The organism is Nocardia sp. NPDC057668, assembly GCF_042799795.1.
GTDB lineage: Bacteria > Actinomycetota > Actinomycetes > Mycobacteriales > Mycobacteriaceae > Nocardia.
Map to the genome: position 1 here is coordinate 2,620,528 of NZ_JBHVIC010000001.1, position 25,387 is coordinate 2,645,914.

27 protein-coding genes and 1 pseudogene are annotated in these 25,387 nt (G+C 67.7%); 10 read left to right on the forward strand and 18 right to left on the reverse strand.

The window, feature by feature from the left end; all coding sequences use genetic code 11:
* Positions 1–35: 35 nt before the first annotated feature.
* Entirely contained in the window at positions 36–620 is a 585-nt protein-coding gene (locus ACFVBH_RS12010; RefSeq protein WP_379001320.1) for a TetR/AcrR family transcriptional regulator, read from the reverse strand.
* 76 nt (positions 621–696) lie between these two features.
* Here ACFVBH_RS12010 and ACFVBH_RS12015 point away from each other — a divergent pair, with 76 nt between their 5' ends.
* Positions 697–879, forward strand: coding sequence for a DUF5708 family protein (locus ACFVBH_RS12015; protein ID WP_354990438.1), 183 nt, complete (start codon positions 697–699; stop codon positions 877–879).
* A 98-nt stretch (positions 880–977) separates the two neighbouring features.
* Here the strand turns inward: ACFVBH_RS12015 and ACFVBH_RS12020 are convergent.
* Positions 978–1,282 (reverse strand): annotated as a pseudogene (locus ACFVBH_RS12020) (immunity 53 family protein).
* Between the two features lie 170 nt (positions 1,283–1,452).
* Between ACFVBH_RS12020 and ACFVBH_RS12025 the strand changes: the two are divergent.
* Positions 1,453–1,869, forward strand: coding sequence for a hypothetical protein (locus ACFVBH_RS12025; RefSeq protein WP_379001321.1), 417 nt, complete (start codon positions 1,453–1,455; stop codon positions 1,867–1,869).
* Positions 1,870–2,040: 171 nt separating this feature from the next.
* On the opposite strand, the gene ACFVBH_RS12030 is transcribed toward ACFVBH_RS12025, so the two are convergent.
* Complete coding sequence (locus tag ACFVBH_RS12030; protein WP_379001322.1) at positions 2,041–3,546, reverse strand: alpha/beta hydrolase; 1,506 nt, start codon at positions 3,544–3,546, stop codon at positions 2,041–2,043.
* A gap of 154 nt (positions 3,547–3,700) precedes the next feature.
* Here ACFVBH_RS12030 and ACFVBH_RS12035 point away from each other — a divergent pair, with 154 nt between their 5' ends.
* From ACFVBH_RS12035 to ACFVBH_RS12060, 6 genes are all read left to right on the forward strand, one after another.
* Positions 3,701–4,885, forward strand: a complete 1,185-nt coding sequence (locus tag ACFVBH_RS12035) for a sensor histidine kinase (RefSeq protein ID WP_379001323.1) — start codon at positions 3,701–3,703, stop codon at positions 4,883–4,885.
* The gene (locus ACFVBH_RS12040; RefSeq protein ID WP_379001324.1) at positions 4,886–5,563 is read left to right on the forward strand and encodes a response regulator; all 678 of its coding nucleotides are present in this window, start codon (positions 4,886–4,888) and stop codon (positions 5,561–5,563) included.
* Between the two features lie 223 nt (positions 5,564–5,786).
* Positions 5,787–6,365 carry a hypothetical protein gene (locus ACFVBH_RS12045; protein WP_379001325.1) on the forward strand — a complete coding sequence of 193 codons (579 nt, stop codon included), beginning with the start codon at positions 5,787–5,789 and terminating at the stop codon, positions 6,363–6,365.
* 156 nt (positions 6,366–6,521) lie between these two features.
* Positions 6,522–7,043 (forward strand): hypothetical protein, encoded by a 522-nt coding sequence (locus ACFVBH_RS12050; RefSeq protein ID WP_379001326.1) that lies wholly within the window; start codon positions 6,522–6,524, stop codon positions 7,041–7,043.
* 236 nt (positions 7,044–7,279) lie between these two features.
* Positions 7,280–7,801 (forward strand): hypothetical protein, encoded by a 522-nt coding sequence (locus ACFVBH_RS12055; RefSeq protein WP_379001327.1) that lies wholly within the window; start codon positions 7,280–7,282, stop codon positions 7,799–7,801.
* A 558-nt stretch (positions 7,802–8,359) separates the two neighbouring features.
* A complete protein-coding gene (locus ACFVBH_RS12060; RefSeq protein ID WP_379001328.1) occupies positions 8,360–9,211 on the forward strand; it encodes a hypothetical protein in 852 nt (283 codons plus the stop codon).
* 490 nt (positions 9,212–9,701) lie between these two features.
* On the opposite strand, the gene ACFVBH_RS12065 is transcribed toward ACFVBH_RS12060, so the two are convergent.
* Both ACFVBH_RS12065 and ACFVBH_RS12070 read right to left on the reverse strand, forming a co-directional pair.
* A complete protein-coding gene (locus ACFVBH_RS12065; protein WP_379001329.1) occupies positions 9,702–9,911 on the reverse strand; it encodes a DUF397 domain-containing protein in 210 nt (69 codons plus the stop codon).
* Positions 9,901–10,809 carry a helix-turn-helix transcriptional regulator gene (locus tag ACFVBH_RS12070; RefSeq protein ID WP_354990449.1) on the reverse strand — a complete coding sequence of 303 codons (909 nt, stop codon included), beginning with the start codon at positions 10,807–10,809 and terminating at the stop codon, positions 9,901–9,903. The genes ACFVBH_RS12065 and ACFVBH_RS12070 overlap by 11 nt, the downstream gene beginning before the upstream one ends.
* A gap of 198 nt (positions 10,810–11,007) precedes the next feature.
* On the opposite strand from ACFVBH_RS12070, the gene ACFVBH_RS12075 reads away from it, so the two are divergent.
* Complete coding sequence (locus ACFVBH_RS12075) at positions 11,008–11,343, forward strand: hypothetical protein (RefSeq protein WP_354990450.1); 336 nt, start codon at positions 11,008–11,010, stop codon at positions 11,341–11,343.
* A gap of 158 nt (positions 11,344–11,501) precedes the next feature.
* Here the strand turns inward: ACFVBH_RS12075 and ACFVBH_RS12080 are convergent, their stop codons facing one another.
* From ACFVBH_RS12080 to ACFVBH_RS12110, 7 genes are all read right to left on the reverse strand, one after another.
* Positions 11,502–12,356, reverse strand: coding sequence for a thioesterase family protein (locus tag ACFVBH_RS12080; protein ID WP_379001330.1), 855 nt, complete (start codon positions 12,354–12,356; stop codon positions 11,502–11,504).
* 142 nt (positions 12,357–12,498) lie between these two features.
* Positions 12,499–13,278, reverse strand: coding sequence for a MerR family transcriptional regulator (locus ACFVBH_RS12085; RefSeq protein WP_379001331.1), 780 nt, complete (start codon positions 13,276–13,278; stop codon positions 12,499–12,501).
* A 107-nt stretch (positions 13,279–13,385) separates the two neighbouring features.
* The gene (locus tag ACFVBH_RS12090) at positions 13,386–14,900 is read right to left on the reverse strand and encodes an NAD(P)/FAD-dependent oxidoreductase (protein WP_354990459.1); all 1,515 of its coding nucleotides are present in this window, start codon (positions 14,898–14,900) and stop codon (positions 13,386–13,388) included.
* Positions 14,901–14,905: 5 nt separating this feature from the next.
* Positions 14,906–15,826, reverse strand: a complete 921-nt coding sequence (locus ACFVBH_RS12095) for a ferritin-like domain-containing protein (protein WP_379001332.1) — start codon at positions 15,824–15,826, stop codon at positions 14,906–14,908.
* Between the two features lies 1 nt (position 15,827).
* A complete protein-coding gene (locus ACFVBH_RS12100) occupies positions 15,828–16,733 on the reverse strand; it encodes an SDR family NAD(P)-dependent oxidoreductase (protein WP_379001333.1) in 906 nt (301 codons plus the stop codon).
* A 2-nt stretch (positions 16,734–16,735) separates the two neighbouring features.
* A complete protein-coding gene (locus tag ACFVBH_RS12105) occupies positions 16,736–17,728 on the reverse strand; it encodes an alpha/beta hydrolase (protein WP_379001334.1) in 993 nt (330 codons plus the stop codon).
* A 104-nt stretch (positions 17,729–17,832) separates the two neighbouring features.
* Positions 17,833–18,168, reverse strand: coding sequence for a hypothetical protein (locus ACFVBH_RS12110; RefSeq protein ID WP_379001335.1), 336 nt, complete (start codon positions 18,166–18,168; stop codon positions 17,833–17,835).
* 248 nt (positions 18,169–18,416) lie between these two features.
* On the opposite strand from ACFVBH_RS12110, the gene ACFVBH_RS12115 reads away from it, so the two are divergent.
* Positions 18,417–19,163, forward strand: coding sequence for a helix-turn-helix domain-containing protein (locus ACFVBH_RS12115; RefSeq protein WP_354990457.1), 747 nt, complete (start codon positions 18,417–18,419; stop codon positions 19,161–19,163).
* A gap of 163 nt (positions 19,164–19,326) precedes the next feature.
* Here ACFVBH_RS12115 and ACFVBH_RS12120 read toward each other — a convergent pair whose 3' ends face one another.
* The 6 genes from ACFVBH_RS12120 to ACFVBH_RS12145 all read right to left on the reverse strand — a co-directional run bounded on the left by ACFVBH_RS12120 (position 19,327) and on the right by ACFVBH_RS12145 (position 25,366).
* Positions 19,327–20,538, reverse strand: coding sequence for an MAB_1171c family putative transporter (locus ACFVBH_RS12120; RefSeq protein ID WP_379001336.1), 1,212 nt, complete (start codon positions 20,536–20,538; stop codon positions 19,327–19,329).
* Between the two features lie 6 nt (positions 20,539–20,544).
* Positions 20,545–21,102: a hypothetical protein gene (locus ACFVBH_RS12125; RefSeq protein ID WP_354990345.1), complete on the reverse strand. Its 558-nt coding sequence runs from the start codon at positions 21,100–21,102 to the stop codon at positions 20,545–20,547.
* 3 nt (positions 21,103–21,105) lie between these two features.
* Positions 21,106–21,561: a hypothetical protein gene (locus ACFVBH_RS12130; protein WP_379001337.1), complete on the reverse strand. Its 456-nt coding sequence runs from the start codon at positions 21,559–21,561 to the stop codon at positions 21,106–21,108.
* A 164-nt stretch (positions 21,562–21,725) separates the two neighbouring features.
* Positions 21,726–22,898 carry a cytochrome P450 gene (locus tag ACFVBH_RS12135; RefSeq protein WP_379001338.1) on the reverse strand — a complete coding sequence of 391 codons (1,173 nt, stop codon included), beginning with the start codon at positions 22,896–22,898 and terminating at the stop codon, positions 21,726–21,728.
* A gap of 105 nt (positions 22,899–23,003) precedes the next feature.
* Positions 23,004–24,518, reverse strand: coding sequence for a nicotinate phosphoribosyltransferase (locus ACFVBH_RS12140; protein WP_379001339.1), 1,515 nt, complete (start codon positions 24,516–24,518; stop codon positions 23,004–23,006).
* Positions 24,518–25,366: a hypothetical protein gene (locus tag ACFVBH_RS12145; protein ID WP_379001340.1), complete on the reverse strand. Its 849-nt coding sequence runs from the start codon at positions 25,364–25,366 to the stop codon at positions 24,518–24,520. Before ACFVBH_RS12145 ends, ACFVBH_RS12140 begins: the two co-directional genes overlap by 1 nt.
* Positions 25,367–25,387 lie beyond the last annotated feature (21 nt).

Consider the following 25,387-nt stretch of genomic DNA (forward strand, 5'->3'; position numbering starts at 1 on the left):
CCGATTTCATGCGGATACTCCCCTTCTCCCGGGTTTCAGGCGAGGGTCCGCAGATGATGAGCAATGACGCCCTCTGCCGTGTGCGCAGCGTCGGCATCGCCGATCAGTGCGTGCAGGGCTACACCGTCGATCAGTGCGTGCAGTCGGGTCGCTTCGGCATCGAGGTCGAGTGCGGGCCTGATCAGTCCACAATCGGCCAGCCGGGTCAGCACCGTCACGCAACCCGCGCGCAGTTCCCGGTAGGCGTCCAGCGCAATGTCTTTCAGTAGGGGGTGTGCCGGACTCTCGGCGACGAGTGCGAGATTGACATCTATCTCGCAGCGCCGATTGGCGTCGAGCGGCAGAAACTCGGCGATGACCGCGAGAGCTCGTTCCCAGGGGTCGGTGATCGCCGCATGCGCCTCGGCCCGTTCGCGAACTCGCTTCTGCACCAGCCGCATCGAGTACGCCAGCAGTTCCGCCTTACTGGCGAACACGTGCCGCAGGGATCCGGCCGAAATCCCGGCCTCCGCGGCCACATCCCGGACCGATACCGCGCTGACACCGTCGCGCTGGATCACCCGCCAGACCGCCTCGGCAATCTCCTGCTGTCGCTGCGCATGGTCGATGAGTTTGGGCACCTGCGTTATGGTAGTACAGTCGTGTTAGCAAATGACAGCCGCGGGGCTGTGCGAAACCTGTAATCGAAGGAGAAGCATGCGCAACCACGTCATTTCGATCCTGATCGGCGTCGCAGTGCTAGCCGTCGGCCTGGCGCTGTGGTTGTTCGCCCGCGATATCGAGACACCGGTGATCTCGTTGCACAAGGTGGGCGTGGTGGTGGCGATCATCGGTGGCCTCGAGGTCGCGAGATCCGGGTTCGCCATGGTCAGGCAGTGACGCAAGACTCTCGACACCTCGACCCGGTTGGCCGCCGGCGCTTCCGAACGCACCATCGCTGAAGGGTTCGGCGCTGATCGGCACAGACGCCGCACTGCTCAGTCTCGCGTCGATGCCCAGACGCGAAACAGAGCGAGCGCCTCGGTCAGGTTGCGCGGACCACAGGCCAGGTGGAAGGTCCGCCCAGCGGTCCACGCATGAACCCAATCGTGCTCGCTCCGGTCGATCTGCTGTCGAGGATATTTCTGATCTTCCAGATCTGTTTGCTCGAGGTTGATCTCGACGATCCAGCCGGGTTGTCGAGCGTCCCGATCCGCACACCCCATCCGTGTTCCCAGTCGCCGTCGCACTGCGCGGCGTACCAGCTCTGTAGCCAGTCGAGGACATGTTCATGCTCGGACATGAACGCCGATGCTAATCACAACGAGTTCGAACGCGCGGAAATCTGCACTGCGCAGGGATGCCTCAACCGTTGCGTCTCCCGAGTCGATCGTCCCGATAAACACCCGCACATGCCGAGTTTGGTGTGTTGTCGAGTGCTCAGGTTGCCGAGTGGAGACCTAAGCTGCTGGTGTGGAGAAGGAGTTGGAGTACATCCTGGGTGCGATGAACTACGAGATCTTCTACGACTGGTCCGAGTTCGCACGAGATCAACTGAAGGTCCCGCGGTTCTTGGAACTGAATCCGGACTTTCCGGCGAAACTCAGGACCCAGTTCGCAGAACTCTTGCAGTCACGATGGATGTCTGCCGATGACTACGAGCAGTTGACCGGTGTGTCGATCGATTCCGACGAACTGTTGTATGACTTCCTCGGCCGCGCATATCGGTTCATCTTCGAAGGCGAAACTCCAGACGATCCTCCGTACCCGCCACAGGCGAATTACGACGAGGAGGGTTCAGTCCACGCCACCGGTGGCCATCCGCTACTGCCGCATACCGCGCTGACCGAGGCGGTAAGCACGGAACCGTGGAAGGCCTGGCGTCCGTGACGGTTCGAGGTCCACGGCCGCACCACGACAGACCCGTTCTCGGTGAACAGCTGCGGTGAAGCGCGACCGATCGCTCGCAACAGGTGACTGTGCGAGCCGACGAGCGGCCCCGGGACGGCAGGGACCGCGCCGGCGACCACCGTCCGGAACCATGCTGGGTCGGCACCGGCATTAGCCCGCCTGACACGTCAGGTCGTTCTCCGGCATCGCGCCCTCCACCAGGTACCCGGTGACAACCTCGGTCGCACAGCGGTTCTCGCCGAGAACGTATGCCCCGTGCCCGCTTCCGTCGACGGTGACCAAACGTGAACGCTCACCGAACTTTTCGTCGAGCAGCTCGCCGCCGCGGAGCGGGGTGACCGGGTCGTGGCGGTTCTGCACGATCAGTACGTCGGCCGGGCCGGTGTTGTCGATCCGTACCGGCGGCTCGGACGGGCCTAGCTTCCAGTAGGCGCAGGGCATCACGTTCGCGGCGGCGGCGCCGTAGAGCGGGTAGCGTTCCCGATCCTCGGCGACAGCACGGTGGTAGGTCCGGACATCCTCGGGCCACTCGACATCGTTGCAGGTCACAGCGAGAAAGACCGTCCAGGCGTTATCGGTCGGCGCGGGTGCGCCGGTACCGGGCGGGCGGCCGCCCTCGGGTCCCGGACGTCCGGTTTCCAGCAGTGTCTTCCAGCTCTCGGCCGTCGGCGCGTACAGCGTCGAGCGATAGAGCGTGAAGAAGGCGCCGAACCGGAAGAGGCCGCCGTCCAACCCATCCACCGGGTTCGCGTCGAGCCGCTCGGCGAGGGTGAGGTACGTCGCCCGCACTTCCTCGGGGGTGCGGCCCAGACCGTAGGTGTCGTGGCGCGCGGCGGCCCACGCGGCGAAGTCGGGGAACGTCTCCTCCATTCCGAGGCCGTACAGGCGCATCCCGTCGTGGTCGAGATAGGTGTTGCCGATATTGCTGTCGAGGATGATGCGGTCGGCCTGCTCCGGGAACATCGAGGCGTAGGCGGCGCCCAGCGCGGTCCCGTAGGAATAGCCGAGGAAGCTGGCCTTCTCCTCACCCAGCGCCGCCCGGATCCGGTCCAGATCACGGGCCATGTTCGCCGTCGATATGTACCGCAACCGGCCCTCGTGATCATTGGCCGCGCACTGTTCGGCGACGCCCTGCGCGACCGCGGCCCGCTCGGTGACCGCAGCGTCGTTCGCCGCATACGGCGGGATGTTGCCGAAATACGTTTGGTCATCGGTGAATCCGCAGCTCACCGCCGCCGAACGTCCTACACCACGGGTATCCATGCCGATCACGTCGTAGCTGTCCAGCACGTCGGCGGGCAGTCCCTGCGCGGCCAGGAACGCGGGCTGATCCAGTCCCGAGCCGCCCGGGCCACCGGGGTTGAGCAACAACACCCCGCGCCGCTTGCCGGGATTCCCGCTCGCCAGCCGAGAGATCATGATCTCGATCCGCTCGCCGTCGGGTTCGCTGTAATTCAGGGGTACCGGCACAGTCGCGCACTGCAATCGGGCGGGCCCGGACGCGGGATCCTCGACGCCCTCCGGACAAGCGCCCCACCGCACCTGCGTCACGGGGTCTTCGGTCGGCCGGGCGGTCACGACGAAGGCCCCGACCAGCGCCGCGGCGAGCCCGAGTACGGCCAGCAGACTCAGATTTCGAAACTGTTGTCGACTCATACGGCAAGTCTTTCGCGCCCCCTCGGCCCGCACATCGCTCCGGCGAGGGGCCTCGTGTTCGACGAAAGTCGAGGCGGCTGTCCGACCCGAGTCGCATCGCGCATCGGCCGCTGGGCTGCTGCTTCCGGCGGGTGGGTGTCGCGATAATGGCCCGATGGACACCGTCGGCGCTCCTCGGCTCGGAGCATGGCAGCAGACCTGGCGGCTGGCGGCGGCCGCGATACTCGGCACGGTCTTCTGGTTCTCCGTCGCCACGGCGCTGCCGGTGGGTTGTGCGGCCGATACCTGCTCCTGGTTCATCACCGGTGATCCGCTGATCGCCCTCGGCTGCTTGACGGCACTGCTGTGGCGGCGGCGCTTTCCGTTCACCGTCGCCCTGGTGGTCGTGACCGCTTCGGCCGCATCGGCATTGGCCACGGGTGCGGCGCTGCTGGCCCTGTGCTCGCTCGCTACTCGCCGCCGTCCGGTCGAGCTGGGAGTGGTCGTGTCGGCGTATGTGGCGGCGGCGCAGTTCAGCGAGCACCTGTACCCCCTCGACACGCCACCGGCCCCGATCTGGCTGTCACTCGCGCTGCCGGTGGCGAGCGCGGGGATCGCGGTGGCAACCGGGGTGGCCATCGACGCCCGGCGCTCGGAACTGCGCTCGCTGCGGGACCGCGCCGACAGCGCGGAACGCGAACAGGCCGCCCGCACGGCGCAGGCACAGGCCACCGAACGCAACCGCATCGCCCGGGAAATGCACGATGTACTCGCGCACCGAATCTCGCTGGTGGCCATGCAGGCCGGGGTCCTGGAACACCGCGACGACCTCGCGGACACGGACAAACGCACGCTGATCCGCGGGATCGCCGACGGCTCTCGCCAAGCGCTGGAAGAACTTCGGGACGTGCTCGGCGTTCTTCGCGCCGACACCGACCGCCCCGAACCCCCGCAACCCACACTGGACCGGATCCCTGATCTGGTGGCGGACGCTCGCTCGTCAGGTTTGGACATAACGCTCGCCAGCACGGTGACGGCCTCTCCGCCCGAAACTCTTGGGCGGACCGGCTATCGGGTGGTTCAGGAGGGACTGACCAACGCCGCGAAGCACGCGCCGTCCGCGGCGGTGCACATCACCGTGGCCGGCACGCCCGGCCGGGAATTGCACGTCAGCGTCCGCAATTCAGCGGCCGCCGCGCCTGTCTCCCGGCCGCCGGCCTCGGGTTTCGGTCTGCTGGGCCTCGCCGAACGAATCTCCCTCGCCGGTGGCAGACTCGACCATCACCGCACTTCCGACGACGGGTACGTTCTCACCGCGCACCTTCCCTGGCCGGAGCACGACCGCGAGAAAAGAGCATGAGTGCACAGTGAACAGGAACCTGTGCGCGTGGTCATCGTCGACGACGACCAGCTGGTCCGAATGGCCCTGCGCCTGGTGATCGACGGTGAACCGGATCTGACCGTCGTCGCGGAGGCAGCCGACGGGGACGCCGCGATCGAGGTCGTCGACGAATACCGTCCTGACGTGGTGCTGATGGATGTGCGAATGCCCGGCCGCGACGGCGTCGACACCACGCGGTACCTGCGCACCGTCCCCTCCGCACCGGCGATCCTGATGCTGACCACCTTCGACTCCGACGAGTTGGTACTCGGCGCCCTGCGCGCCGGGGCCCTCGGCTTCGTCCTGAAGGACACCCCACCCGCTCGAATCGCCGAAGCGGTACGCACCGTCGCGGCCGGCGACCCGGTGCTGTCCCCCACGGTCACCGCACGTGTGATCGCCGCGGCCACCGGCCCGGGTTCCGCCGAGTCCCGCGCCGGTTCCCGCGCTGCCGCACGAAAACGCCTGTCCGCCCTGTCCGAACGCGAGCTGGAGACCGCGCGGGCCATCGCGGATGGGCTCGGCAATCCGGAGGTCGCGGCCCGGATGCGTGTCACCGTCGCCACGGTCAAGGCGCACACCGGCAACCTGTTCACGAAGCTGGGAGTCACCAATCGGGTACAGATCGCGCTGCTGGTCCGCGACGCGGAACAGTGAAACGTGCCTACATGGCATGTCGGGCAGCCTCTTCCTCCCCGAAGGTGGCTACCCGGCTATCTGGAAGGCCAATCAGATTGTTAGACAACGATCTGCCGACACGAATGCCGTTACGAGGTAGTCCTTGAAACGCACCCGAAGGCGGCCCTCATTCCCCAAGCCGAACCCTGGGCGGTCAACTCAACCAGGCCCAGATGTCATTGGTGCTGAATAGAATTCGAGCGTGTCACATATCTTGCACGTGTATCTGGTCGATCTCGCGGAGATCGAGGCCGTTATCGGGTCCAAGGACGAGGAGTTTCTCGAGCGGCTGCTGGCCGAACTGCCGAACCATGATCCCGGCGAAGGCTGTTGCGAGCCGTGCGATGCCGCGGACTGCGAAGGCGCCGAGTGCGAGGAGTGCTACCGCTGCGAGGACGCGCAGCATCCGCAGGCACTCCAGGCGATCTTCGCCGGCGGGCCGTTCGAAGAGAACCACGCCGATGGCTACATCTCCGCGCTGGAACTGGTCTGCGAGGATCTCGGCCCCTACATCGGTGACGTCAATTTCTGGTTCGGCTACAAGCGACTTCCCGAGGAGATCCTCAGCCTGGCCGGCGACATGGATGGCGACCTGTTTCCCTTCACCGACTCGTGCGGCTGGGGCTCTATCGGCAAGGAAAGCTGCGCCGAACTGCTACCCGAATGGGAAGCCAACGCCGCGGGCCCCGACGACCACGGCGGCTATGCGGGTCCTCTCGCCATGTGGTTCCGCCGATCCGTCACCGAGAAAAAGGATCTCATCGGGTTCTGGGCCGGTTAGCGACACCGCCGATGATGTTTCTTCGTCGGCGATCTCGTGGTCGGCCGAATGCTCCGAGGCTGCCCGGCGTCAGATTCTCCATCGAGTATCAATCACCTCGAATCCCATAGGACTGAAAGGCCGCTGGTGGGAGTACCTATCGACACATTCATCCGAGTGATCAGCGGTATCGCACTCCTGGTGGGTGCAGTGGCGGTCATTCTCGGCGAAAGCAACCTGGTTGCCGGTGGATACGCGGTGGCGGCCGCCATCGTGGTCGGCGGCATCTGGCTCCTGATTCGTCGCCCCGAGCACCTCGACAGCCGGGAGATCCGCGGGTTCGACATCCTTCCCGTCCACGACTCTCAGTTCGCGCGTTTCCCGGTATCGAAACCACCGGCTCGAGTGTTCTCTGCCGCGATGCGCGCATTGGAGGAAATCCCGCCCCGCACGGTCGAGATCGATTGGGAAAACAGGCGATGCACGGCACTGACCGGATACGGTCTGAGCGGCTACGGTGAAGCCATCCACGTCTCGGTCGAGGACGATGGCAACGGTGGATCCGTCGTCGACATCCAAAGCGGTCCGCCAGGTCCGTCCCGCCCCTCCTCCCCCGGCAGAGACCGCGCCAACGTCTACCGCATCGGCGTTGCCGTGCGCGACATCGGGACTCGACCCCAAAGTGATGAACCAAGCTGACCTACAACAGCATTGAACCGGAAGATTCGCATGCGATGGGACGTCTCCAGATCTGCTCGCCGGCTCGCTCGGGTGCGGTTCAGCGGGAGTTGAGTTCGGAGCCCGGGTCGGGGAGGATCGGCATAACGGCCAGCCGTGGGGCGGTGATGCGACGGGTCGAGTTCGGAGCAATCCTGCGGCCGAGGGCGTGCTGAGGTCACGGCGGCGCGGGTAGAGATCTGGGTGTTGGGGAATCGATGAGCGAACAGACGATCTATCCGGGTTCGCGCGCTGTGCAGATCATGTTCGCCGCACTTTCCCCGGTGTTTGTTGTGATGGCCGTTCTCTTTATCTTGGTCGAGGAGATGGGCCTGCCGCAGCGAATCGTGTACGGCGGAGGCATGCTCGTGCTTTCTCTGGGAGCCACTGCGGTTTCGTGGGCAGCGTTGATTCGAAACAAGCCCGAACTCGTCCTCGACCGAGAAGGCGTCCTGATTCCGGAGATGGACAAGATTCTCTGGCACCGGGTAGCCGCGGTCCGGTTACGCAGGATCGGACCTTCCTACACGGTCGAGATCATCCTCAACGAGCGGGCGCCGTGGGAGCCGACAATGCCGTTGGACGGACCTGTGCTCCAAGCGACGGCGTCGAATGCTCGGGGCCATAGGGCAATACTCCTATCCCCGGAAAGACTTCACCCCTACTCGGTCGAGGCCATCCTCATCGAAATGCAGCACTACCATCCGAGTCTGCTTGTGGCACCGACTGAATCCCGATAGCGCGCAGGCCGACACCGTCTCTCGAAAGCCGGAGCTTGTCGCGGTCGAACGAATCGCTGGGCGGCGCTCCCGAACGCCGCACCGTCTGTCGGAGTCGCATTGTAGTGTTGTGTATTGACACGAAATAGGCGTGCTCCGTTCTACTCGGGTTTACTCGACCGGGCCGGGAACGCCGTGCTGGGCCGAGTCCAGCACCGCCACAGAGGATTCGACATGGGCTATCCGGGATACCCACAGCCGCAGCCGACCTGGTCCCGGCCTCCGCAACCCACGCCGTCGCTGTGGTGGATCGTCCCGGGTATCGCCGCGATCGTGGCAGGGATCATCGGTGCCGCGATCTTCGGAATCAATTCTCTGGTCCAACTTCCCGACAAGATCGGACAGTTCCAGCGCATCGAGACACCCGGCTCCGGTCAAATCATGCTGGCCGCGGATCGCGACTACACCATTCATTTCGAATACGCGGGCGCGGGGGAACGACCGCCGGCCGAGGACGTCGCCGTAACCCTGACCGACCCCAACGGCGAACTCGTCCGGTTACAGAGCGTCACCTCGACGATGTCCTACGGCATCAACGATGTCGAAGGCCGCGCGGGATACACGTTCCACGCCGATCAAGGCGGAATCTACAGGCTGACAGCCGATTACACGACCGGTGTAACGGTCGCGGTCGGCGAGGGAACCCCCTCGGACGCCTGGCAGAGCATGGGAGTGGCAGCGGGCATCGCGGGGACCGGATTCGTTCTGGGCATGGCCGTCATCGCCACGGTCCTTGTTCGTCGCGCACGCAACCAGACCCAGATATCGAGTCAGCCGGAACAGCGGGGCTTGGGTCGCTCGCAGACCTCGACTCGAACTCGAGACAGCCATTTCGTGGAACCAAGCGCGACCTCGTTCATTCCGATCGTGTCCGGCGCCGCGGTGGCGGTGTGGCTGCTTGTGTCGATTCTCGGTGCGAGTGGCTCGGTCGCGGTGGGCTTCGGTCTGTTAGCGGCAGTGGTGGCCGGAACAACCTGGGTGTTTGTCCGCCGGCTGAAGGCTTCGAGCAACAGCACGGTCCACGAGTTCGACATCTTCCCGGTCCGGGGCGCGCAAGTCGCGCGATTCCCAGTGGATTCCGCGCCACATCGAGTGTTCTCGGCGGCCCTGCGCGCGCTGGAGCACATTCCCACTCGCACGCCCGACATCGATTGGAAGAACCTCCGATGCACCGCACTCACCGGAACCAGCCTCACCAGCCACGGCTCAACCATCGTCGTCTCGGTCGACAATGACCGAAACGGCCGATCAATACTCAACATCCAGAGCGGGCCCGCGTCCGAACAGGAAAGCGCGCCGATCGACCAGGACCGCGCCAACGTTCACCACATCGGCGTCGCGGTGAACTCGATCATCGGGCAGCGTCCCTAGAAATCGACCGACGACGCCGGGACGATACGCACAAACTGCAGTTCAATCGATATCAGGCCGTATCGGTCGTTCGCTGCCGGAGACGCACCCGCACGAGCCGTCGCGGAGGGGCTGGGCAACCCGAATATCGCGGCCCGGATGCGGGTCACCGCCGCCACCGTCAAAGCGCACACCGGCAGCCTCTTCCACCTCGCACGTGGTGCTGCGAGCGAAAGATCAACCGGCCACGCCGGTTCAGCAGCAGCTAACGCACTGACACGCCGAATTCAGCGCGACTCCCTACTTATCGTGCACTATCGGCCCTTCAGTGGCGGTTTCCGCCAGATCTCCGGCGATAGTGCACGATAATTCGCCGCTGCGAGGTGCGCCGCCCATCCGATGCCAAAGAGAACCATCCGCACCCGCATGCGCGAGAACGTCCGCAACTGCCGCCGATCGCGCTGGCCGAACCGGCCGGATGATCTTCCGCCGGTGAGTTCGATCGTTCGGGCTATTCGGAGGGGGCGAATCCGCTGTTGCCGAGGGCCGAGGTAAAGACTGCCCACTGTTTGGAGCTGAAGACGAGCGCGCCGGCCGACGGGTTCTTCGAGTCGCGGACGCCGACCGCGTCGGCGGCGAGGAAGGCTACCTCCACGCATTGGCCGCTGGTCTCGCTGTAGCTGCTCTTGAACCACCGCGGCGCTGCCGAATCAGCGTTCACTGTCGAATCTCCTTGCAGCCTGGCGCAATACGTCTCGCGTTGTCGCCTCGTCCAGTGCGTCGCGACGCAGGGCATCGGCGAACTCATGGTAACGCGCTACTACCTCGCGCTTCTCTATGTAGAGATCGCTGCTCATCGCGCCGTCGAGGTAGACGATGGGCGGTTCGATGGGCTTGCCCCTGGCGTCGGTGCCGAAGTCGAGCAGTACGAACGGGAATGCGGGCAATCCCCAGACCGATCCGGCCGAGAACGGGTGTACGCGGACACGGACATTCGGGCGTTTGCTGACCTCGGCGAGTTCCCGAAGTTGGTTGGCCATCACCTCGGAGCCACCGACCCTGCGGTGCAACGCCGACTCGTGGAGTAGCACGTCCAACTCGAGCGGGCGCGTTTTGCGGGTGATCAGCACCTGGCGATCGAGCCGGATTCGGACGCGCCGCTCGATGTCCTCGTGTGTGCCGTTGACGAAGAACGCACGAGTCATCGCCCGTGCATACTCTGCGGTCTGCAGCAGGCCGGGGATCAGCTCCTGGTAGGAGAGCAACTGCCGAGCCGAGCGCTCCATCGCCACATACATGTTGAAGGCGTCCGAGAAAAGGCCGCCCATCGCGGTCACATCGTTCTCGCCCCTTGTCGCGGCGGCACGCGAAGCCAGGCCGACGGCACGTTCGGTCTCCTCGGCGTCGACGTCGTATAGCGAGCACAGCTCACGGACATCCTGCCGGCGCGGGTTCGCCGTCCGGCCGGTCTCCAAACGTTGCAACGCGTTGAAACTCAGTTGAACTTCCTTGGCCGCGTTCACGATTGACAGGCCGGTCCCCTCCCGAGCCTCTCGCAGGAACCGACCCAACTGACGACGCAGCAGGGTGGACGACAAACCTTCATCAAGCTCCGGCATGGCTGGCACCTCGAATCCGAATAATCGATCGACCGAAATGTGCCTAACAATCCTCCGCCAATCCGAGTCGCATCATGGCGTTTTGCATGAACTGATCTGAATATTCAGAATTCACAATTCGATCCACAACCGGCTGCTGTGCTTGTCCCCACGCACCCATCCACCCCCCTCACCACCCGAAACACGGGAGGTCCCACCATGTTCGATCTTTCCGACTCCACCCCCATCCGGGACTTCGGCGCACTGCGCGACATCGAGATCCGCGCGCTCACCGAAGTCATCGAGTGCACCGAGAAACTGCTGCGGCGGATCGAGAGCGACGGTAGCGTCATCGCCGCCTCGCGAGCGGGCATGTACGCCTTGGTGATTCAGGCCGTGCTGGCCAGTGCGCGGGCAGCGGGTTATCACGGGCAGGGCAACCTGGTGTACGCGCCACTGCTGGACGCGATCCTCGACGGGGCCGACGCCGATCCCTGGGACACCGCCATTTTCGCCGTGCTCGTGCACGATGTCGTCGTCGAATTCGAGCGGTGAGACTGTGCTCGCGCTCTGGATGCTCAGCCTTGTCACCGTGGGTGTGGCCGGATGTCGAGCCGGGATGTGGTGGACCACCGCGACCAGTTACGGACGACACTCCGGACACACACCCTCGCAGGGACATCGGCGGTAGCGCAGCACGTACCGCCGGCGGATCAGCCGCGGGCGCGGACCTCGAGAATCTGCAGCACCCGGCCGATCGGGCCGCGCTCGTCGTACAGCTCGGTGGCACACATGCCGACACCGTCCGGGCCGATGGAGGTCTCGACCGCCAGGCCGATCCACTCGCCGACCGGCAGCCGGTAGAGGTCCACGGTCAGATCGGTGTTGAGGAACGTGTACTGCGCCGGATCCAGGCGGGCCCCAACGCCGTTGGCGACGTCGGCGACCGAGAACACCCGCACGAGGGGGCTGATCTCCTCACCCTCCACGACGACGCCGCGCGGGCGCACCCACACCCGGCGCGCGCCGCCGGCGTCCGAGACCGGGCGCATGTCCACGGTCTTGACGTAGCCGACATCCCAGCCCGGCGGGAACTCCCAGTCGATGGCGTCGAGTTCGGGCACGGGCGGCAGGGCGCGGTCGCCGGCCCAGGCGACCGCTTCGGTATCGCTCGTGCCGATGCGCCAGGCCCGCGCGGTGGCGACCACGCGGCGCGACCCGTCGGGCTGGATCGACGCGAGTTCGGCCGCGACCAGTTCCACGCGACGGCCCGGCCGCTCGATCCAGGCCCGGACATCGATCTCCGCCACCGGGATCGGACCCAGGATCTCCATGGTCAGCCGCGCGATGCGCGCGTCCGCCCGGGGCTCGCACAACTCGACCGCCCGCGCGAGCAGCGCCGAGGGCGGCGCGCCGTGCTGCATGGTCGAGGCCCACACGCTGGTGGTCGACTCGGTCGCGAGCAGGCGGTCGTAACCGTCCGAGACCGCGCCGAGCGGCAGGAAGTACGCCCGCACGGCGTCGTCCGCCGGGGCTTCGGTCTGGGTCGCGTCAGTGGCTCGGGTCACCGCGTCACGGTAGCAACCCCTTCGCCAAGCTAAACGTCCGGCTCGCATTGTGTCGTGGCCAGCACATCAACGATCCCCCTGGTCGACGCCTCGGCGGCACCGAACAAGTGAACGCGGCGACCCGCGCGGACGGCGCCCACCGTCAGGTCTGCGGCCGCTTTTCCGCCCCGCGCTGTTCGGCGGCCGTCTCCAGATACGAGCCGAGTTCCTTCTGCAGGACGCGATCCAGCGCCTGGGCGAGGGTGTTCTGGACCGCAGTCACACCGAGTTCACGCAGATGGTTGAGCATCTTCGTGAGCGCGGCGGTTTCGGCGTCGGTGTCCGGCAGCCAGCCCGGGCCGTGGTCGGTGATGATCTGATCCTTGGCCGCGGTCACCATGAGCCGGGCGATGTCGTCGACCCGCTGCCCGACCTCGGCGTACACGTCGATGAGGCCGTCCAGACCGTAGCCGTAGCCGTGCAACGCGGCGAAGGTCGCGAGCAGTTCGGGCTGGGTGAATTCGACGGTGTCCGCGTGCGAGCGGATGAGGCCCAGGTCCTCCAGGCGCTCGAGCTCGGCCCCTGTCACCGGGGCCGACTCCGCATCACCGAGGAAGGTATCCACCAGCTCGCGCGGAACCTCCAGTGGCGCTTCGGATTTCCCCCACGTGGCGGTGACCGCCTGCTGGAGCCCGAGCACCTCGGTCAGATCTTTGCCCGTCTCCCAGCTCGTGATGAAGTCCGCGATGTGCGCGGAGGTGAAGCCGCGCTGCAGCAGCGCGTCGATGATGCGCAGCCGGCCCAGGTGCGACTCGTCGTAGATGAGCGCGCGCCCGCTGCGCCGCGTCGGCGTGGGCAGCAGGCCGCGTTCCTGATACGCGCGCACGTTGCGGGTGGTCATCCCCGCGGCCTGGGCGAGATCGTCGATGCGGTACTCCGCCATCCTGTGCTCGCCCTCCCTGTCGCGCGGTTGCCGGTCGACCGGGGCCGCCGCCCACGCCCCGGGACGCGTGAGCATCGCGGAGACGGGCGGCACCCCCGGTGACGACATTAGCCGAGCGAGACGGGAATTCCGTGGTCGGCACCCGTGACCCGGGCCGCGTCCCGCGGGGTGAGCAGGAAGTCGTCCGGCTCCACCCGGGCGAGTTGCCGCACGAACTGCGTGCCGAAGCCGGGGAACATGGTCGAGTTGAAACCGTCCTCGGTGAGATACCAGCTGCGGCAGCCCGAGTTCCAGGTGGTGGCCCCGAGGCGCGCCTGGATGCGGGCGTTGTAGCGGTCCTGCCGGTCGCGGCGCACCTCGAGCATCCGCAGATCCCGCTTCAGCAGGAGCGCGATCGCGTCGGTCAGGTACTCGATCTGGGCTTCCATGTAGACCAGCGCCGAATTGTGCCCCGGTCCCGAGTTCGGCCCGAAGGTCAGGAACAGATTCGGGTAGCCGGCGACGGTGACGCTCTTGTACGCGTACGCGCCCCGGCTCCACTCCTCACCGAGCACGCGCCCGTCCCGCCCCGTGATGGGAATGGGTGCACCGGCTTTGGACACATCGAAGCCCGTCGCAAACACGATGCAGTCGGCCTGGTGCTCGATGCCCTCGGCGGTGCGGATGCCGTTCGGCGACAGCTGCGCGATGGGCCAGGTGATGAGCTTGCAGTTCTCGCGCTGCAGCGCCGGGTAGTAGTCGTTGCTGATCAGCAGCCGCTTGCATCCGGCCCGGAAGTCCGGGGTGAGCTGCCGCCGGAGCCACGGGTCCCGAACCTGGGATCGCAAGTGCGCCAGTGCAACCGACTCCACCACGCGCGTCAGCGGCGAGGTCCACACGACGCCCAGGGCCACCGACTCGTGGCCCCAGAACCACGCGTCGCGCGCCAGCTTCTGGGTCAGCGGCGCCTGCCGGTACAGCTGCTTGGTCACCGCGTTCGTGCGCCGGTTCACCCGGGGCAGCACCCAGCCCGGGGTCCGCTGGAACACCTTGACCGAGGCGGCCGTGTTCACCAGCTCCGGAATGATCTGCACCGCGCTCGCGCCGGTGCCGATCACCGCCACCTTCTTACCGGCGAAGTCGTAGTCGTGATCCCAGCGGGCACTGTGGATCTTGTGCCCGGTGTAGCTGTCGATGCCCGGCATCTTCGGGAAGCTGGCGTTGGACAGCGGTCCCGACGCGACGATGACCGTGCGCGCCTTCACCTTTCGCCGACCGGCGCCGAAGGAGATGTCCCACAGACCGCTGGTCTCGTCGAACACCATCCCGGTCACGGTGTGCCCGAAGCGAATGTAGGGGCGAATCCCGAACTTCTCCACCATGGACTCGATGTAGCCCAGGATCTCGCCGCTGCCGGAGTAGGTGTGGGACCAGTCCGGATTCGGGGCGAACCCGAACGAGTACAGCCGCGACGGGATGTCGCAGGCCGCGCCCGGATAGGTGTTGTCCCGCCAGGTCCCGCCGACCCGGGTATCGCGCTCGAAGATCGCGAAGTCGGTGATGCCCTTCTGCCGCAACCGGATCGCCGCGCCGATACCGGCGAATCCAGCGCCGATGACGGCCACGTCCAGCGGCTTGTTCATGGCGCTCACGCGACCGGCTCGTACGTGAGTTCCTTGGACCAGCTCGGCGCCGCGCCCAGGAAGCGTTCGGGAATCCGCGCGGTCACCTTGACCATGGCGTCGGCGAACAGGTGGTAGGGATGATCGCGATTGATCACCCAGCCGCTGTGCATCTTGACGATCCGGTACATCGGCACCCGGTTCGCGATCGGGGTCCGCTCGCCCACCGCCTTGAACTTGCGCATGGCCGCGTAGAGCTTCTCCTCGTCCACGCCCATCTCGACGATGTTGTCGCGCATCTTGTTCAGCAGCGGCACGTAGCTGAGCACCCCGATGAGGAACGACGGCTTGACCCAGCCGCCGACCAGTTCGGCGGCGAGCTTGCGCGCGGTGGCGTGCCCGAGCAGCTCCATGACCGCGTAATCGGTGGCCAGATGCCGGGATTCGTCGTTGTTGATCCGCTTGAACACCTCCTGCGCGACCGGGTCCTCGATCTCGTCGGTGATGAACTTGATGAGCGCGCCGTCCAGCGCCACCTCGAGCATGGGGATGACGGTGCCCAGGAACGAGAGCGACATGTCGTCCGCGTGCTTGTCCAGGAAGTCGATCACCAGCTTCACGTTGATGTTCGGCTCCGGGATCTCGTCCCCGTCGAGCATCCCCCAGCGCCGCATGAGCGCCAGTTCGGCGTTGGCGTGCCGCTGTTCCTCGGCGTGGAAGTACCGGTAGATCTGCTTGAGGGTCTCGGTGGGCGCCTTCTGCGCCATGGCCGCGAACCCGCGCGCGCCCACGTTCTCGATCCACATCAGATCGGCCATGAAGGGCTTGAGCTTGGCGTGCAGGTCCGGGGCGATGAGCTCGGCGCCCGGTGCGTCCCAGTCGATATCGGCCAGCGCCCACTGCTTGGCCTCGATCATGCCGAGCATCTTGTCGAAGTCGAAGGACATGTCAGACTCCCGTCTTTTCCGTGCTAGTCCCGGTCGTGGCCGGGGCGGGCGAATCATGCTGGGGCAGTACTCGATTGAGTAGCCCGAGCCCCTGCGCGTAGAGCGCCGGGAAGTGCCGCTTGAGCAGCCACACCGCATGCGCGTCGAGCTGGGGCAGCACGTAGAGCCGGCCGTGATCGTGCGAGTCCAGGGTGGTGCGGGCGACGCGTTCGGGCGAGAAGCCGGTCCAGCGCATGAGTTCGGCGGCCAGGCGCGAGGCCCCGGTGCCGATGCGCCCGTCCCGCACCACATTCGTCTGCACGAAGGTGGGGCACAGCACGGTCACCGCGACCCCGCTGCCGGACAGCTCCGCGGCCAGGGTCTCCGACAGTGACAGCACCCCGGCCTTGGACACGTTGTAGACCGCCATGCCTGGGGCCGCCGCGAAACCCGCCGCCGAGGCGACGTTGATGATGCCGCCGCGCCCGGCGGCGCGCAGCTGCGGCGCGAAGATCTCGCAGCCGTGCACCACGCCCCACAGGTTGATGCCCAGCGCCCACTGCCAGTCGTCGAATCCGATCTGCCCCACCGGCTTTCCGCCGATGCCGACCCCGGCGTTGTTGATGACCAGGGTGGGCGGACCGTGGAAGATGAGCTCGGCGTGCAGGGCCAGACTCTCGACGTCGGCGCGGCGCGAGACATCGCAGAACACCGCGTGCGCGGGCCGCCCGTAAGTGCGCTCGATCAGCCGGGCGGTCTCGTCGGCGCGATCCTTGTCGATGTCGGCGCACACCACTTCACCGCCGCGCGCGGCGATTTCGAGGGCGAAGGCCCGGCCGATGCCGCTGCCCGCCCCCGTGACCACGGCCTTGGCCGCATGTGATCGCCGGGCGCCGAAGACCGGCAGTATCCCGTCCAATATGCCCATGATCAGCTCACTTTCGCGCGGGCGGCGTCCGCGAGCGCGGACGAGATGAATTCCCGGGTGCGGCGCAGCGCCGGCACGGCTTCGGGGACCAGCAGCGGCAACGCCTGGAACACGTGGATGCGCCCGGGCCACAGTTCGAGGTCGCAGCGCACCCCGGCGGCGACCGCCATGTCGCGCAGCAGTTCCGCGTCGCCCGCGAGCATCTCGCCCGCGCTGGCCTGCACCAGCAGCGGCGGGAGCGCCGAGCCCGGCGGGATGTCCAGGCGCAGGCGCGGTGAATCCGGCTGCTGCCCTTCGGTGTACAGCTCGATCAGGCGGCGGCCGGTCAGCGCGGGCGCCATCGGATCGGGCAGTTCCCGATCGCGGCGCTCGGCCAGGGTCAGGGTGAGGTCCATCAAAGGGGAGAACATGAACACGCCCGCCGGCTGCGGTGTGCCCGCGCGCTGGTTCTGCAGCAGCAGGTCCATGGCCAGGTGGCCGCCCGCGGAGTCACCGCCGATCACCAGGTCCTCGGGGCGGTGACCGTTGTCCAGAAGCCAGCGGTACCCGGCGGCGATGTCGTCGGCGGCGGCCGGGAAGCGGTGTTCGGGGGCGAGGCGGTAGTCGACGAGGAAGACCGGCAGGCCGGTCAGCTTCGACAGGCGCGAGGCCAGGCCGCGGTGGGTCCGCGCCGAGCACACCACGTAGCCGCTGCCGTGGATGTAGTAGATGGCGCGCTCGCCCTGCTCGACCCCGGCGGCCCGCACCCACTCCCCGCGCACCCGGCCCGAACGCACCGTGTCCACCCGGGTGCCCGGCAGCGGCGGCCCGAAGGCGGCCATGACGCCGGCGATGAGCCCGCGTCCCGCCTGGATGCCGACACGATTGCGCGGTAGCAAACCATTGATCCGGCGCAGGCCCACCACCGACGCGTGTGCCGCGAGCCGTGCCTGGCGCGAGGCCGTCTCGGGTACCACCGCCGATACAAAGGTCGCCTTTGACCCTGTTCTCGTCATACCTCAGACAATCATCGATCAATGCGCCATTTGTCAATGGCACATTGATTACGGATTGTCACGCGCGGAGACGCCGGATAGCGCGAACCACCCGCCCGACCGGGTCAGATCGCGCGACGGCGCAACCGGATGACGTTCGCGAAGTGGAGCAGGAAGCCACCGGTCAGCAGGAGCAGCAGCGCGATCAGGACGTGGCCGTGCGCGGCCAGCACGGCGGCCGCGCCCAGACTCAGCGCACCCAGCAGGGCCAACAGCACCTCACCTCCGGGAGCCCCGTCGTCGGGCGGCAGACCCTGCGTGCCGACCGGATTCGACACCGGTTGCGCGACAAGGGATCCCGGCGGCGGGACCAGCCATTGCGGCATCATCGGCACGGGATCGCTCGGCCCGTGGTGGGCAACACCGGTTCCGGCGCCGAGCTTGTGGACCCTTCGAGCCATCGAACTACCTCGCAGAACAAGAACGCATTCCAGCAGCAAGCCCCCAGTAAATCACCCGGCCCCGGCTTTGTCGGGCGGCACACGAAAGATCACTTTTGCGGCAATGCGGCGGACCCCGCGGCCGCCCCGCGCACCCCGGCCCGGCAACCGCCCCGCGACCGCCCGGTGCGAACCGGCCGCACCCGGCGGGTAGTTTTGTCGCGGAAGCAACGACAGGCGTGCGCAGTGGGTTCTTGGAGGTAGGGCGGATGGTCGAGCCGCATATGGCCATTGCGGGTTACCTGCGCGAACGCCGCGAAGCGTCCCGACTGACCCGCAGCGAGCTGGCCCGGATCGCCGGGGTCTCCGAGGGCCTGATCCAGAAGCTCGAACAGGGCACCCGGCCGCCGACCCACACCACGCTGAGCGCGCTCTTCGAAGCGTTGAACGTGCCGCAAATGTATCGGGACTACGCGAACACCGTCCTGCAGCCCGAGCTGACGACCATCGCCATCGAGCAGTCCGCGCCGAACGCGGCCGAGATGCGATTCCTGAACGGCCTGCCCGCCCCGTCCTGCTACCTGACCGCGCTGGCGCTGGATCTGCTGGCCGCGAACGAGCCCTTCCGGCAGACCTTCCCGGGACTCGAACCCGGGATGAACATCATCGCGTACACGCTGCTGGACCCGCGTGCCCGCGTGGTGCTGCACAACTGGGAACGCGAGGCGCACATCCTGGTGCAGTCCTTCCGGCACATGGCGCCCGGCGTCACCGATCCGGCGCGGATCGAGGAGATCAAACGCGAGTGCGCCCGCTCCCCGGATTTCGAACGGCTGTGGAACACCGACATCCCGCCCGCGGAATTCGACTGGCGGCCCATGCTCATCCGGCCGCTCGAGGGCGGGGACTGGCGGGCGGTGCACGTGCGCATCTGGGTCGGCGAGGAGCCGCACCGGGGCCGCTGGGTGTACACCCTGCTGCCGGATCCGGGTGAACAAGCACCACTCCGGCCGTAAACCGGAGCGGTGCAAGCGATTTGGACGGGCACGGTGTTCGATGAAGGGGATACCGAACACCGCCCCCGCATCGGAAAGGATAGCCCCAACTTTCGCATTCGTCAGGTCGGAGTACCGAGAGATTTCCGCAACCTGACCGTAATACGGTCTTGTACAGGGCTTTTCACTGTTCGACCGGTAGGGAATCGCCGGTTTCGAGCAGCACGGCCGGCACCACCGGCGAGCCGCGGTACGCGGTGGAAACCGCCACCAGCCAACCGAGTTCGCCCAGGAAGGTGGGCCGGTCCGGACGGCGGAAGCTCTCCCCGCAATCCACGGCCACCGCGCCGGCCCGGTAGGAGCGCAGGGCCATCGCGATCCGCGCCGCCTCCACCGCGGCGGCGCGGTCGCGCTCGCGCACCCCGAGCCGTTCGACCGTCCGCTCGGCCCGGGCGGTGTCCTCGGGGGTCAGGTGGGGTTGCAGCAGGAGCAGCGCGTCCCGGATCTCGATGACCCTGCGGTACACCAGGTCCCGGGGCGCACGGCGGGTCTCGGGGGCCGCCCGCGCCACCTCGGGGACCGCGGTGCGCAGCGCCGTCCACAGCGGCCGCAACCGCGGCAGCGCCCGGATCCGCTGGACCGCGGCGACGGCCTGCGGCAGCAGCGACGGGCACAGGTACCCGAAGAGCATGATCGTCGCGCCGATGCTGGCGAACGCCGGCGCGATGTCACTGTTGAGCGTGCGGGCGTCGATGCCCGCCCAGGCCGCCGCCACCGCGACGACCTTGCCGATGGCGTAGCCGACCGCGATGATCGATCCCACGGTCAGCAGCCGCAGGCCCCGGCGCAGCCAGGGCTGTTCGCGCACGTGCGGCAGCCACGCCCGGCACAGCACCACGATGCGCAGCAGGGCGAGGGTGTAGGCGCTGAGATAGATCGCCAGGAACACGTCGACCACGGGCTCGGTGGCGTAGTGGTGGTCGAAGTCGGTGGCGTGCGGGGTGTCGTGCACCGGCGCGGCCAGGAACAGCCCCGCCATGATCGCGACGACCACCGCGTTCGCGACTATCACGTTGCGGGCGTTCACGTTCGGGCCCTGCGGCGGGGCATCATCCGGACCCACCAGGTAGGTGGTCCAGACGATCTGCGCCATGACCGCGGTGGTGATGGCGGAGTAGACGATGAGCGTGGCCAGATTGGGGACGCCGGTGACCCGTGCCATCCACTCGTACGCGGCGGGCATGGCGGTGACGAAACCCACCGCCGTGCAGGCGATGGCGATGGCCACGGCCCAGCGTGCGCTGCCGCGCGGCCCGCGCACCGCCAGGATGAGACGCCAGGTGAACACCACCGCGGCGAGCGTGCCGACGCTGCCGTAGACGAGAGCGAATTCCACCGTTTATCAGTCGATTCCAGGTCCGAGGGTATCGAGCAGGTGCCGGACGCCCGCCGGGGTGTTGTCGGGCAGCACCCACTCCGCACGCGGGGTCCAGCGCGTGATGTGGTGCGCCATGAGCAGATCCGCGATGTGCTCGGCCTCGTGCTCCTCGGCCGCGGAGGAGCACGAACGCCCGAGCATGCGGCGCACCACCGCGGGATCGATGTTCGGGGCGAGCAGGCGCAGGGCGTCCTCGCCGGTCACGGTGACCGGTTCGTGCCCGGCGAGCAGATGCCCGAACTCGTGGCACACGATGTGATCCTGGTGCAGCTCACTGGTATTGCTCTGGTAGGCCAGGAAATCGATGTCCCTGGTCACGAGCAGACCGCCGGACAGCCCGGCCACCGGAAAGGGTTCCGGGCGCAGGCGCAGGGGTCGCCCGCGTCGGCGGGCCAGGGCCTCGGCCAGTTCGGCGACGGTGAAGCGACCGGGCAGGCCCAGGTCGCGCAACCCGCGCCGCAGCCGGCGATGATCCATCATGGATTGCTCATCCCCCGAGCTCTCCCAGACCGCGATCCGCATGTCTCACAAGTCTTCCCCATAGTTTTCGGCCTCGATCCGCCGGAGCACATCGAGCATCGCCACGATGGTCTCGGCCCGCACGGTACCGTGCGCCAGACCATCGCGCAGCACCAGTTCCAGCGCCGCCGAGTCGGCTTTTCCCTTGAGCGCGTTGACCAGAGCCAGTTCCCGGCCGCGCGCGACGGCGAGTTCGGTATTGGTCAGCGGGTCGAGACTGTCCAGCCCGAAGTAGACGCGCAGCGCCTCCAGCGTCTCGAACGACGGATTGACCGTCTGCCCGGTACGCAGCTTCCACAGATAGTTCGCCGACAGGCCGACGCCCGTGGTGCGCGCGATATCCTCGGCCAGCGCCCGGTGCGTGATCTCCACTTCACGACAGTCCCTGGTCACGGGCGGATGCATGCCCCCGATGAGACTGTTGAGCGCGCTGGTGAACGGATGCTGTTGTGCGGCAACCATTCTAATCCTGTCTCCTGCAGTTGACAGCGGTGGTGATGGCGATCATATACTCGTCCCTACTTCGTTCCGTTCGTAGATGTCGCTGTCCCCGAAGGGGAGGACAGCGGTATCCACCAGGTTCGTACACGGAGTCGGAACGGGGCGACCAGAGTCGCTCGCCCCCTTCACGAAGTCGCTCCCGGATGCACCGGCAGGCGCAACGGCCCTCGATGCCGGAATCCCGACCGCCACCGCACCTCCCGCTCGGCCACGGTGGCGTGCAGCCCCGGCCAGTGCCCGTACAGCTCGGCGAGCACCGCACCCAGCACCGGCCGCAACAGGCCCGCCCCGACGCACGCGTGCGCGCCGTGCCCCAGTGCCACATGCGGATTCGGGGTGCGAGCCAGGTCCAGGACACCGGGATCGGCGAAGCGCTCGGGATCGTGATTGGCAGCGGCCAGGCACAGCAGCACGGTCTCACCCGCGGCGACCGTCTTGCCACCGATCACCAGATCCGTGACGGCGAACCGGGGCCCGGCCAGCACCTGCGGCGACAGGAATCGCAGGAGCTCGTCGACCGGTGCGGCCGACTCCGCTGCCGTGCGCACCGCGGCGAGCTGATCCGGGCGGCCGGACAGGGTGAGCACCGCGCCCGCCAGCACATCCATCAGTACCTCATACCAGACGAACAGCAGATAGAACAGCAATCCGGGCAGTTCACCGGAATCGGCTGCCGGACCGTGACTCTCGTCGCGCACCAGGCGGCCCAGCATGGTGTCCGCCGAGCCCGCCCGGCCGTGCGCGATGACGGCCTCGACGATCTCGGCCATGGTCGCGAGGGTGTCGCGGGCGCGGGGCGCGGCCTCGGGGCGCAGGGTCGCCGCGGCCCACCGCGCGAGCGCGTCGCGCTCGACGTCGGGCAGCCCCAGCAACTCCCCGAGAATGAGCGCGGGCAGCGGCAGCGCCACCTGCTCGACGAAGTCGAAATCGCCCGCGCCGTCGAGCTCGGCCAGCCGCTCCCGCATCAGTTTGCCGGCCTGCCCGGACCATTCCCCGGCCCGGCGCAATTGCCCGGTCACCCGGCCGCGCAGGCGCGCCAGCTCGTCGAGGTCGCTGCGCTGGAACACATCCAGCGGTTCGGGCACCGCGAAGCCCCGGTAGTCCGCACCGGCGCTGTAGCGCAGATTCGTCGACAGCCGTGCGTCGAGCAGGCCCTCGCGCACGTCCGAGTACCGGGTGACGAGCCAGGCGGGCGGCCCATCCGGTGTGGCCACCCGATGCGCTCCCCCACCGTCCCGCAGCGACCGCAGCACCTGCCACGGATCGCGGGCGAACTCCTCATCGAAAATGCTCAGCACCGACCCATCATCTCCCAAGCGCCACAAAGGGTCTCATTCGGACGAGTGGACGGCGCCGCCGGTGGACCCCGGCCCGGCGGCGCGATGGCGCCGCCGGGCGCCCGCTCACACGGCGGCGGTCGTGATCGCGGGGCCGCCCGTCCGGGCGGCGTGCCGCTGCGTTTCCGACCGCAGCCGGGCGCGCACCGCGGCGAAGCCCTCCCGGCGCAGGAACCCGCCGTCGCGCCACACCTCGGTCAGTTCGCTCGCCGCCTCCTGCTCCGGGGTGGCCCGCTGCTGGACGTAGAGCTCGCCCGCGTCGTCCCGCAGCACCGAAAGCCGGCCGCGCGCCGAACGTTTGGTGCCCGAGTCGGTGGCCGGATCCTTGAAGATGTCCCGGCCCGCGCCGTCCACCTCGACGTAGGTCGCCTTCATCGCCGAGGCGAAGGTGTCCCGGGTGACGTACTGGTAGGTGTACGAGCCGACGCCGAAAACGACCGCGGTGGAGGCGAATCCCATGCCTGCCAGCCGGGCGGTGATGGCATCGGCGCGATCGTAGGTGATGGAGTCGCCGTAGATGACGCCGATGTGCGGGTCCAGCACCCGGTATCCGGCCGCGTTGACGGTGCCGCCGAAGGCGTTCCAGAGCAGGCGCACCACGCCCAGCCCGGCGGGGCTGTCGTCGGCGCCGGTGCCGCACAGGATCGTCTCGGGATCACCGGAGTCGGGGCGCACGACCAGGGTGCCGTCCCGGCCCAGGATGCGCTCGCGCAGGCCGGGCAGGGTGTGGGTCAGCACCCGCCACAGGTCGAAGGTGTCGCTCACCACCGACACGATCCCGCTGGGATACAGCTCGAGCAGCCGGGCGTACGTCTCGTCCTCCGATTCCCGGGTGCCCGCGCACATGACCGAATGTTCGGTCGCGGCAACCGAAGCCAGCAGGGTCTCGCCGGAGTCGTCCGGATAGAAGTAGCGGATCCAGTCCTCCGAGGCCAGCGAGTCCGACCCGGTGAACGAGAGCAGGTGACCCGCGCCCGAGGCCGCGGCGGCCTCGATTCCCGGCATGCCGCGGAAGGAGAAGTCGTGACCCTGGAAGTCCACGGCCTCGATCGGCGCGCCGGTGGCGCGGGCCCGCTCGGTCAGCAGGGTCCGCAGTCGCCAGGCGGTGGTGGCCGAGGTGGACGGCTGCCAGATCGCCGCCGAGAGCGCGGTTTCGATGTAGTTGGTCAGCCAGAAGAACTCCGGGTGAGTGTTCTCCACGGTCAGCACCGGCACCTTCACCGGGGCGAGGGTGCCCTCGGGCAGCGACCGGATCGACAGCGGCAGGTAACCCAGCGCGTGCAGTGCGCGAATGTGGGCGCTGCCGATGACGTTCGGCCCCAGGATCGCGGTCACGCGGCGCTCGTACTCGGCGCAGACGCGGTCGGCGTCGGCGGCGAAGAAGCGGCCGAAGGCGTCCTCGAGCACATCGGAGATGAACGCCTGCAGGCCGAAGTGCACGACGTGCTCCACCCCCGGAATCCGCGAACCGCGGTGCGTCAGATTGGAATACACGCGCGTGGTCCCGGCGGGGTACTGCCGCCGGTGATCCAGCTTGTAGGCGTCGGTCAGGAACAGCGGGTCGACGGTGTTGCGGAACATCACAGGATTCCTTGCGTGAGAGCGTGTTCGACGATGGGAACGATGCGCAGCCGGTCCGGCTCGAGCAGGCCGGCGCGGGCTCCGGGGTGGGAGTCGGTGGTGTGCACCCGGGCGTAGGGCGCGAGGTTGGCACTCAGCCGCGCACCGCCGGAGAAGACCCCGTGGGTGACCCACAGGTCCACCCGCTCGGCTGCCGCGAACTCGCCCGCGGCCGCCAGACCGGCGAAGGTGCCGCCGCCGTCGCAGACATCGTCGACGACCAGGGCCCGGCGCCCGGCGACGGCGCCGGGATCCAGTTCGAAGCCGCCGAGCCGTCCGCTGGCGGGGTCGCGGTGCTTGCGGCCGTAGCGCACCTCGATTCCGCCGAGCGCGGCGGCGACCTGCTCGGCCCGGTCCCGCGCCCCGGCGTCGGGGGCGATCACGACCTGGTAGTCACCCGGCACCGCGGCGGCGGCCAAGGGCCCCAGCGGAATCGGCGTCAGCGTCGTGCCGGTCAGCTTCGATTCCGCCAGCGGGGAATGGATGTCGGCGTAGATCAGCTCGTCGGCGAAGGCCGTGACGACCGCCGCGTACACCGCCGCGCCGCAGGGCACATCGCGATCGGTGCGCGCGGCGGGTATGTACGGCATCAGGACCCGAGCCGGCTGTCCGAGCCCGCGGACCAGATCCGACCACATGCCCAGGGCCAGCAGGTCATCGGGGAATCCGCCGCGCACCACCGCGAAACGAGCTGCGGCGGGGTCGAATTCGGGTCCGGTCTTGAGAAACCACTCTCCGCCCGGGAATCGCAGGAACTCGACGTCGTCGGGCCGGGCCCCGGTGTCGGTTCGCACCATCGCTTCGATCATGCGACCACCGTAGCATTGTTT

What these genes read in the sequence shown, in the direction of transcription:
- ACFVBH_RS12015 (WP_354990438.1), top strand. Translation starts at nt 697, where the DNA reads ATGCGCAACCACGTCATTTCGATCCTGATCGGCGTCGCAGTGCTAGCC.
- ACFVBH_RS12030 (WP_379001322.1), bottom strand. Translation starts at nt 3,546, where the DNA reads ATGAGTCGACAACAGTTTCGAAATCTGAGTCTGCTGGCCGTACTCGGG.
- ACFVBH_RS12035 (WP_379001323.1), top strand. Translation starts at nt 3,701, where the DNA reads ATGGACACCGTCGGCGCTCCTCGGCTCGGAGCATGGCAGCAGACCTGG.
- ACFVBH_RS12055 (WP_379001327.1), top strand. Translation starts at nt 7,280, where the DNA reads ATGAGCGAACAGACGATCTATCCGGGTTCGCGCGCTGTGCAGATCATG.
- ACFVBH_RS12060 (WP_379001328.1), top strand. Translation starts at nt 8,360, where the DNA reads ATGTCCTACGGCATCAACGATGTCGAAGGCCGCGCGGGATACACGTTC.
- ACFVBH_RS12070 (WP_354990449.1), bottom strand. Translation starts at nt 10,809, where the DNA reads ATGCCGGAGCTTGATGAAGGTTTGTCGTCCACCCTGCTGCGTCGTCAG.
- ACFVBH_RS12075 (WP_354990450.1), top strand. Translation starts at nt 11,008, where the DNA reads ATGTTCGATCTTTCCGACTCCACCCCCATCCGGGACTTCGGCGCACTG.
- ACFVBH_RS12085 (WP_379001331.1), bottom strand. Translation starts at nt 13,278, where the DNA reads ATGGCGGAGTACCGCATCGACGATCTCGCCCAGGCCGCGGGGATGACC.
- ACFVBH_RS12090 (WP_354990459.1), bottom strand. Translation starts at nt 14,900, where the DNA reads ATGAACAAGCCGCTGGACGTGGCCGTCATCGGCGCTGGATTCGCCGGT.
- ACFVBH_RS12095 (WP_379001332.1), bottom strand. Translation starts at nt 15,826, where the DNA reads ATGTCCTTCGACTTCGACAAGATGCTCGGCATGATCGAGGCCAAGCAG.
- ACFVBH_RS12100 (WP_379001333.1), bottom strand. Translation starts at nt 16,733, where the DNA reads ATGGGCATATTGGACGGGATACTGCCGGTCTTCGGCGCCCGGCGATCA.
- ACFVBH_RS12105 (WP_379001334.1), bottom strand. Translation starts at nt 17,728, where the DNA reads ATGACGAGAACAGGGTCAAAGGCGACCTTTGTATCGGCGGTGGTACCC.
- ACFVBH_RS12110 (WP_379001335.1), bottom strand. Translation starts at nt 18,168, where the DNA reads ATGGCTCGAAGGGTCCACAAGCTCGGCGCCGGAACCGGTGTTGCCCAC.
- ACFVBH_RS12115 (WP_354990457.1), top strand. Translation starts at nt 18,417, where the DNA reads ATGGTCGAGCCGCATATGGCCATTGCGGGTTACCTGCGCGAACGCCGC.
- ACFVBH_RS12125 (WP_354990345.1), bottom strand. Translation starts at nt 21,102, where the DNA reads ATGCGGATCGCGGTCTGGGAGAGCTCGGGGGATGAGCAATCCATGATG.
- ACFVBH_RS12130 (WP_379001337.1), bottom strand. Translation starts at nt 21,561, where the DNA reads ATGGTTGCCGCACAACAGCATCCGTTCACCAGCGCGCTCAACAGTCTC.
- ACFVBH_RS12140 (WP_379001339.1), bottom strand. Translation starts at nt 24,518, where the DNA reads ATGTTCCGCAACACCGTCGACCCGCTGTTCCTGACCGACGCCTACAAG.
- ACFVBH_RS12145 (WP_379001340.1), bottom strand. Translation starts at nt 25,366, where the DNA reads ATGATCGAAGCGATGGTGCGAACCGACACCGGGGCCCGGCCCGACGAC.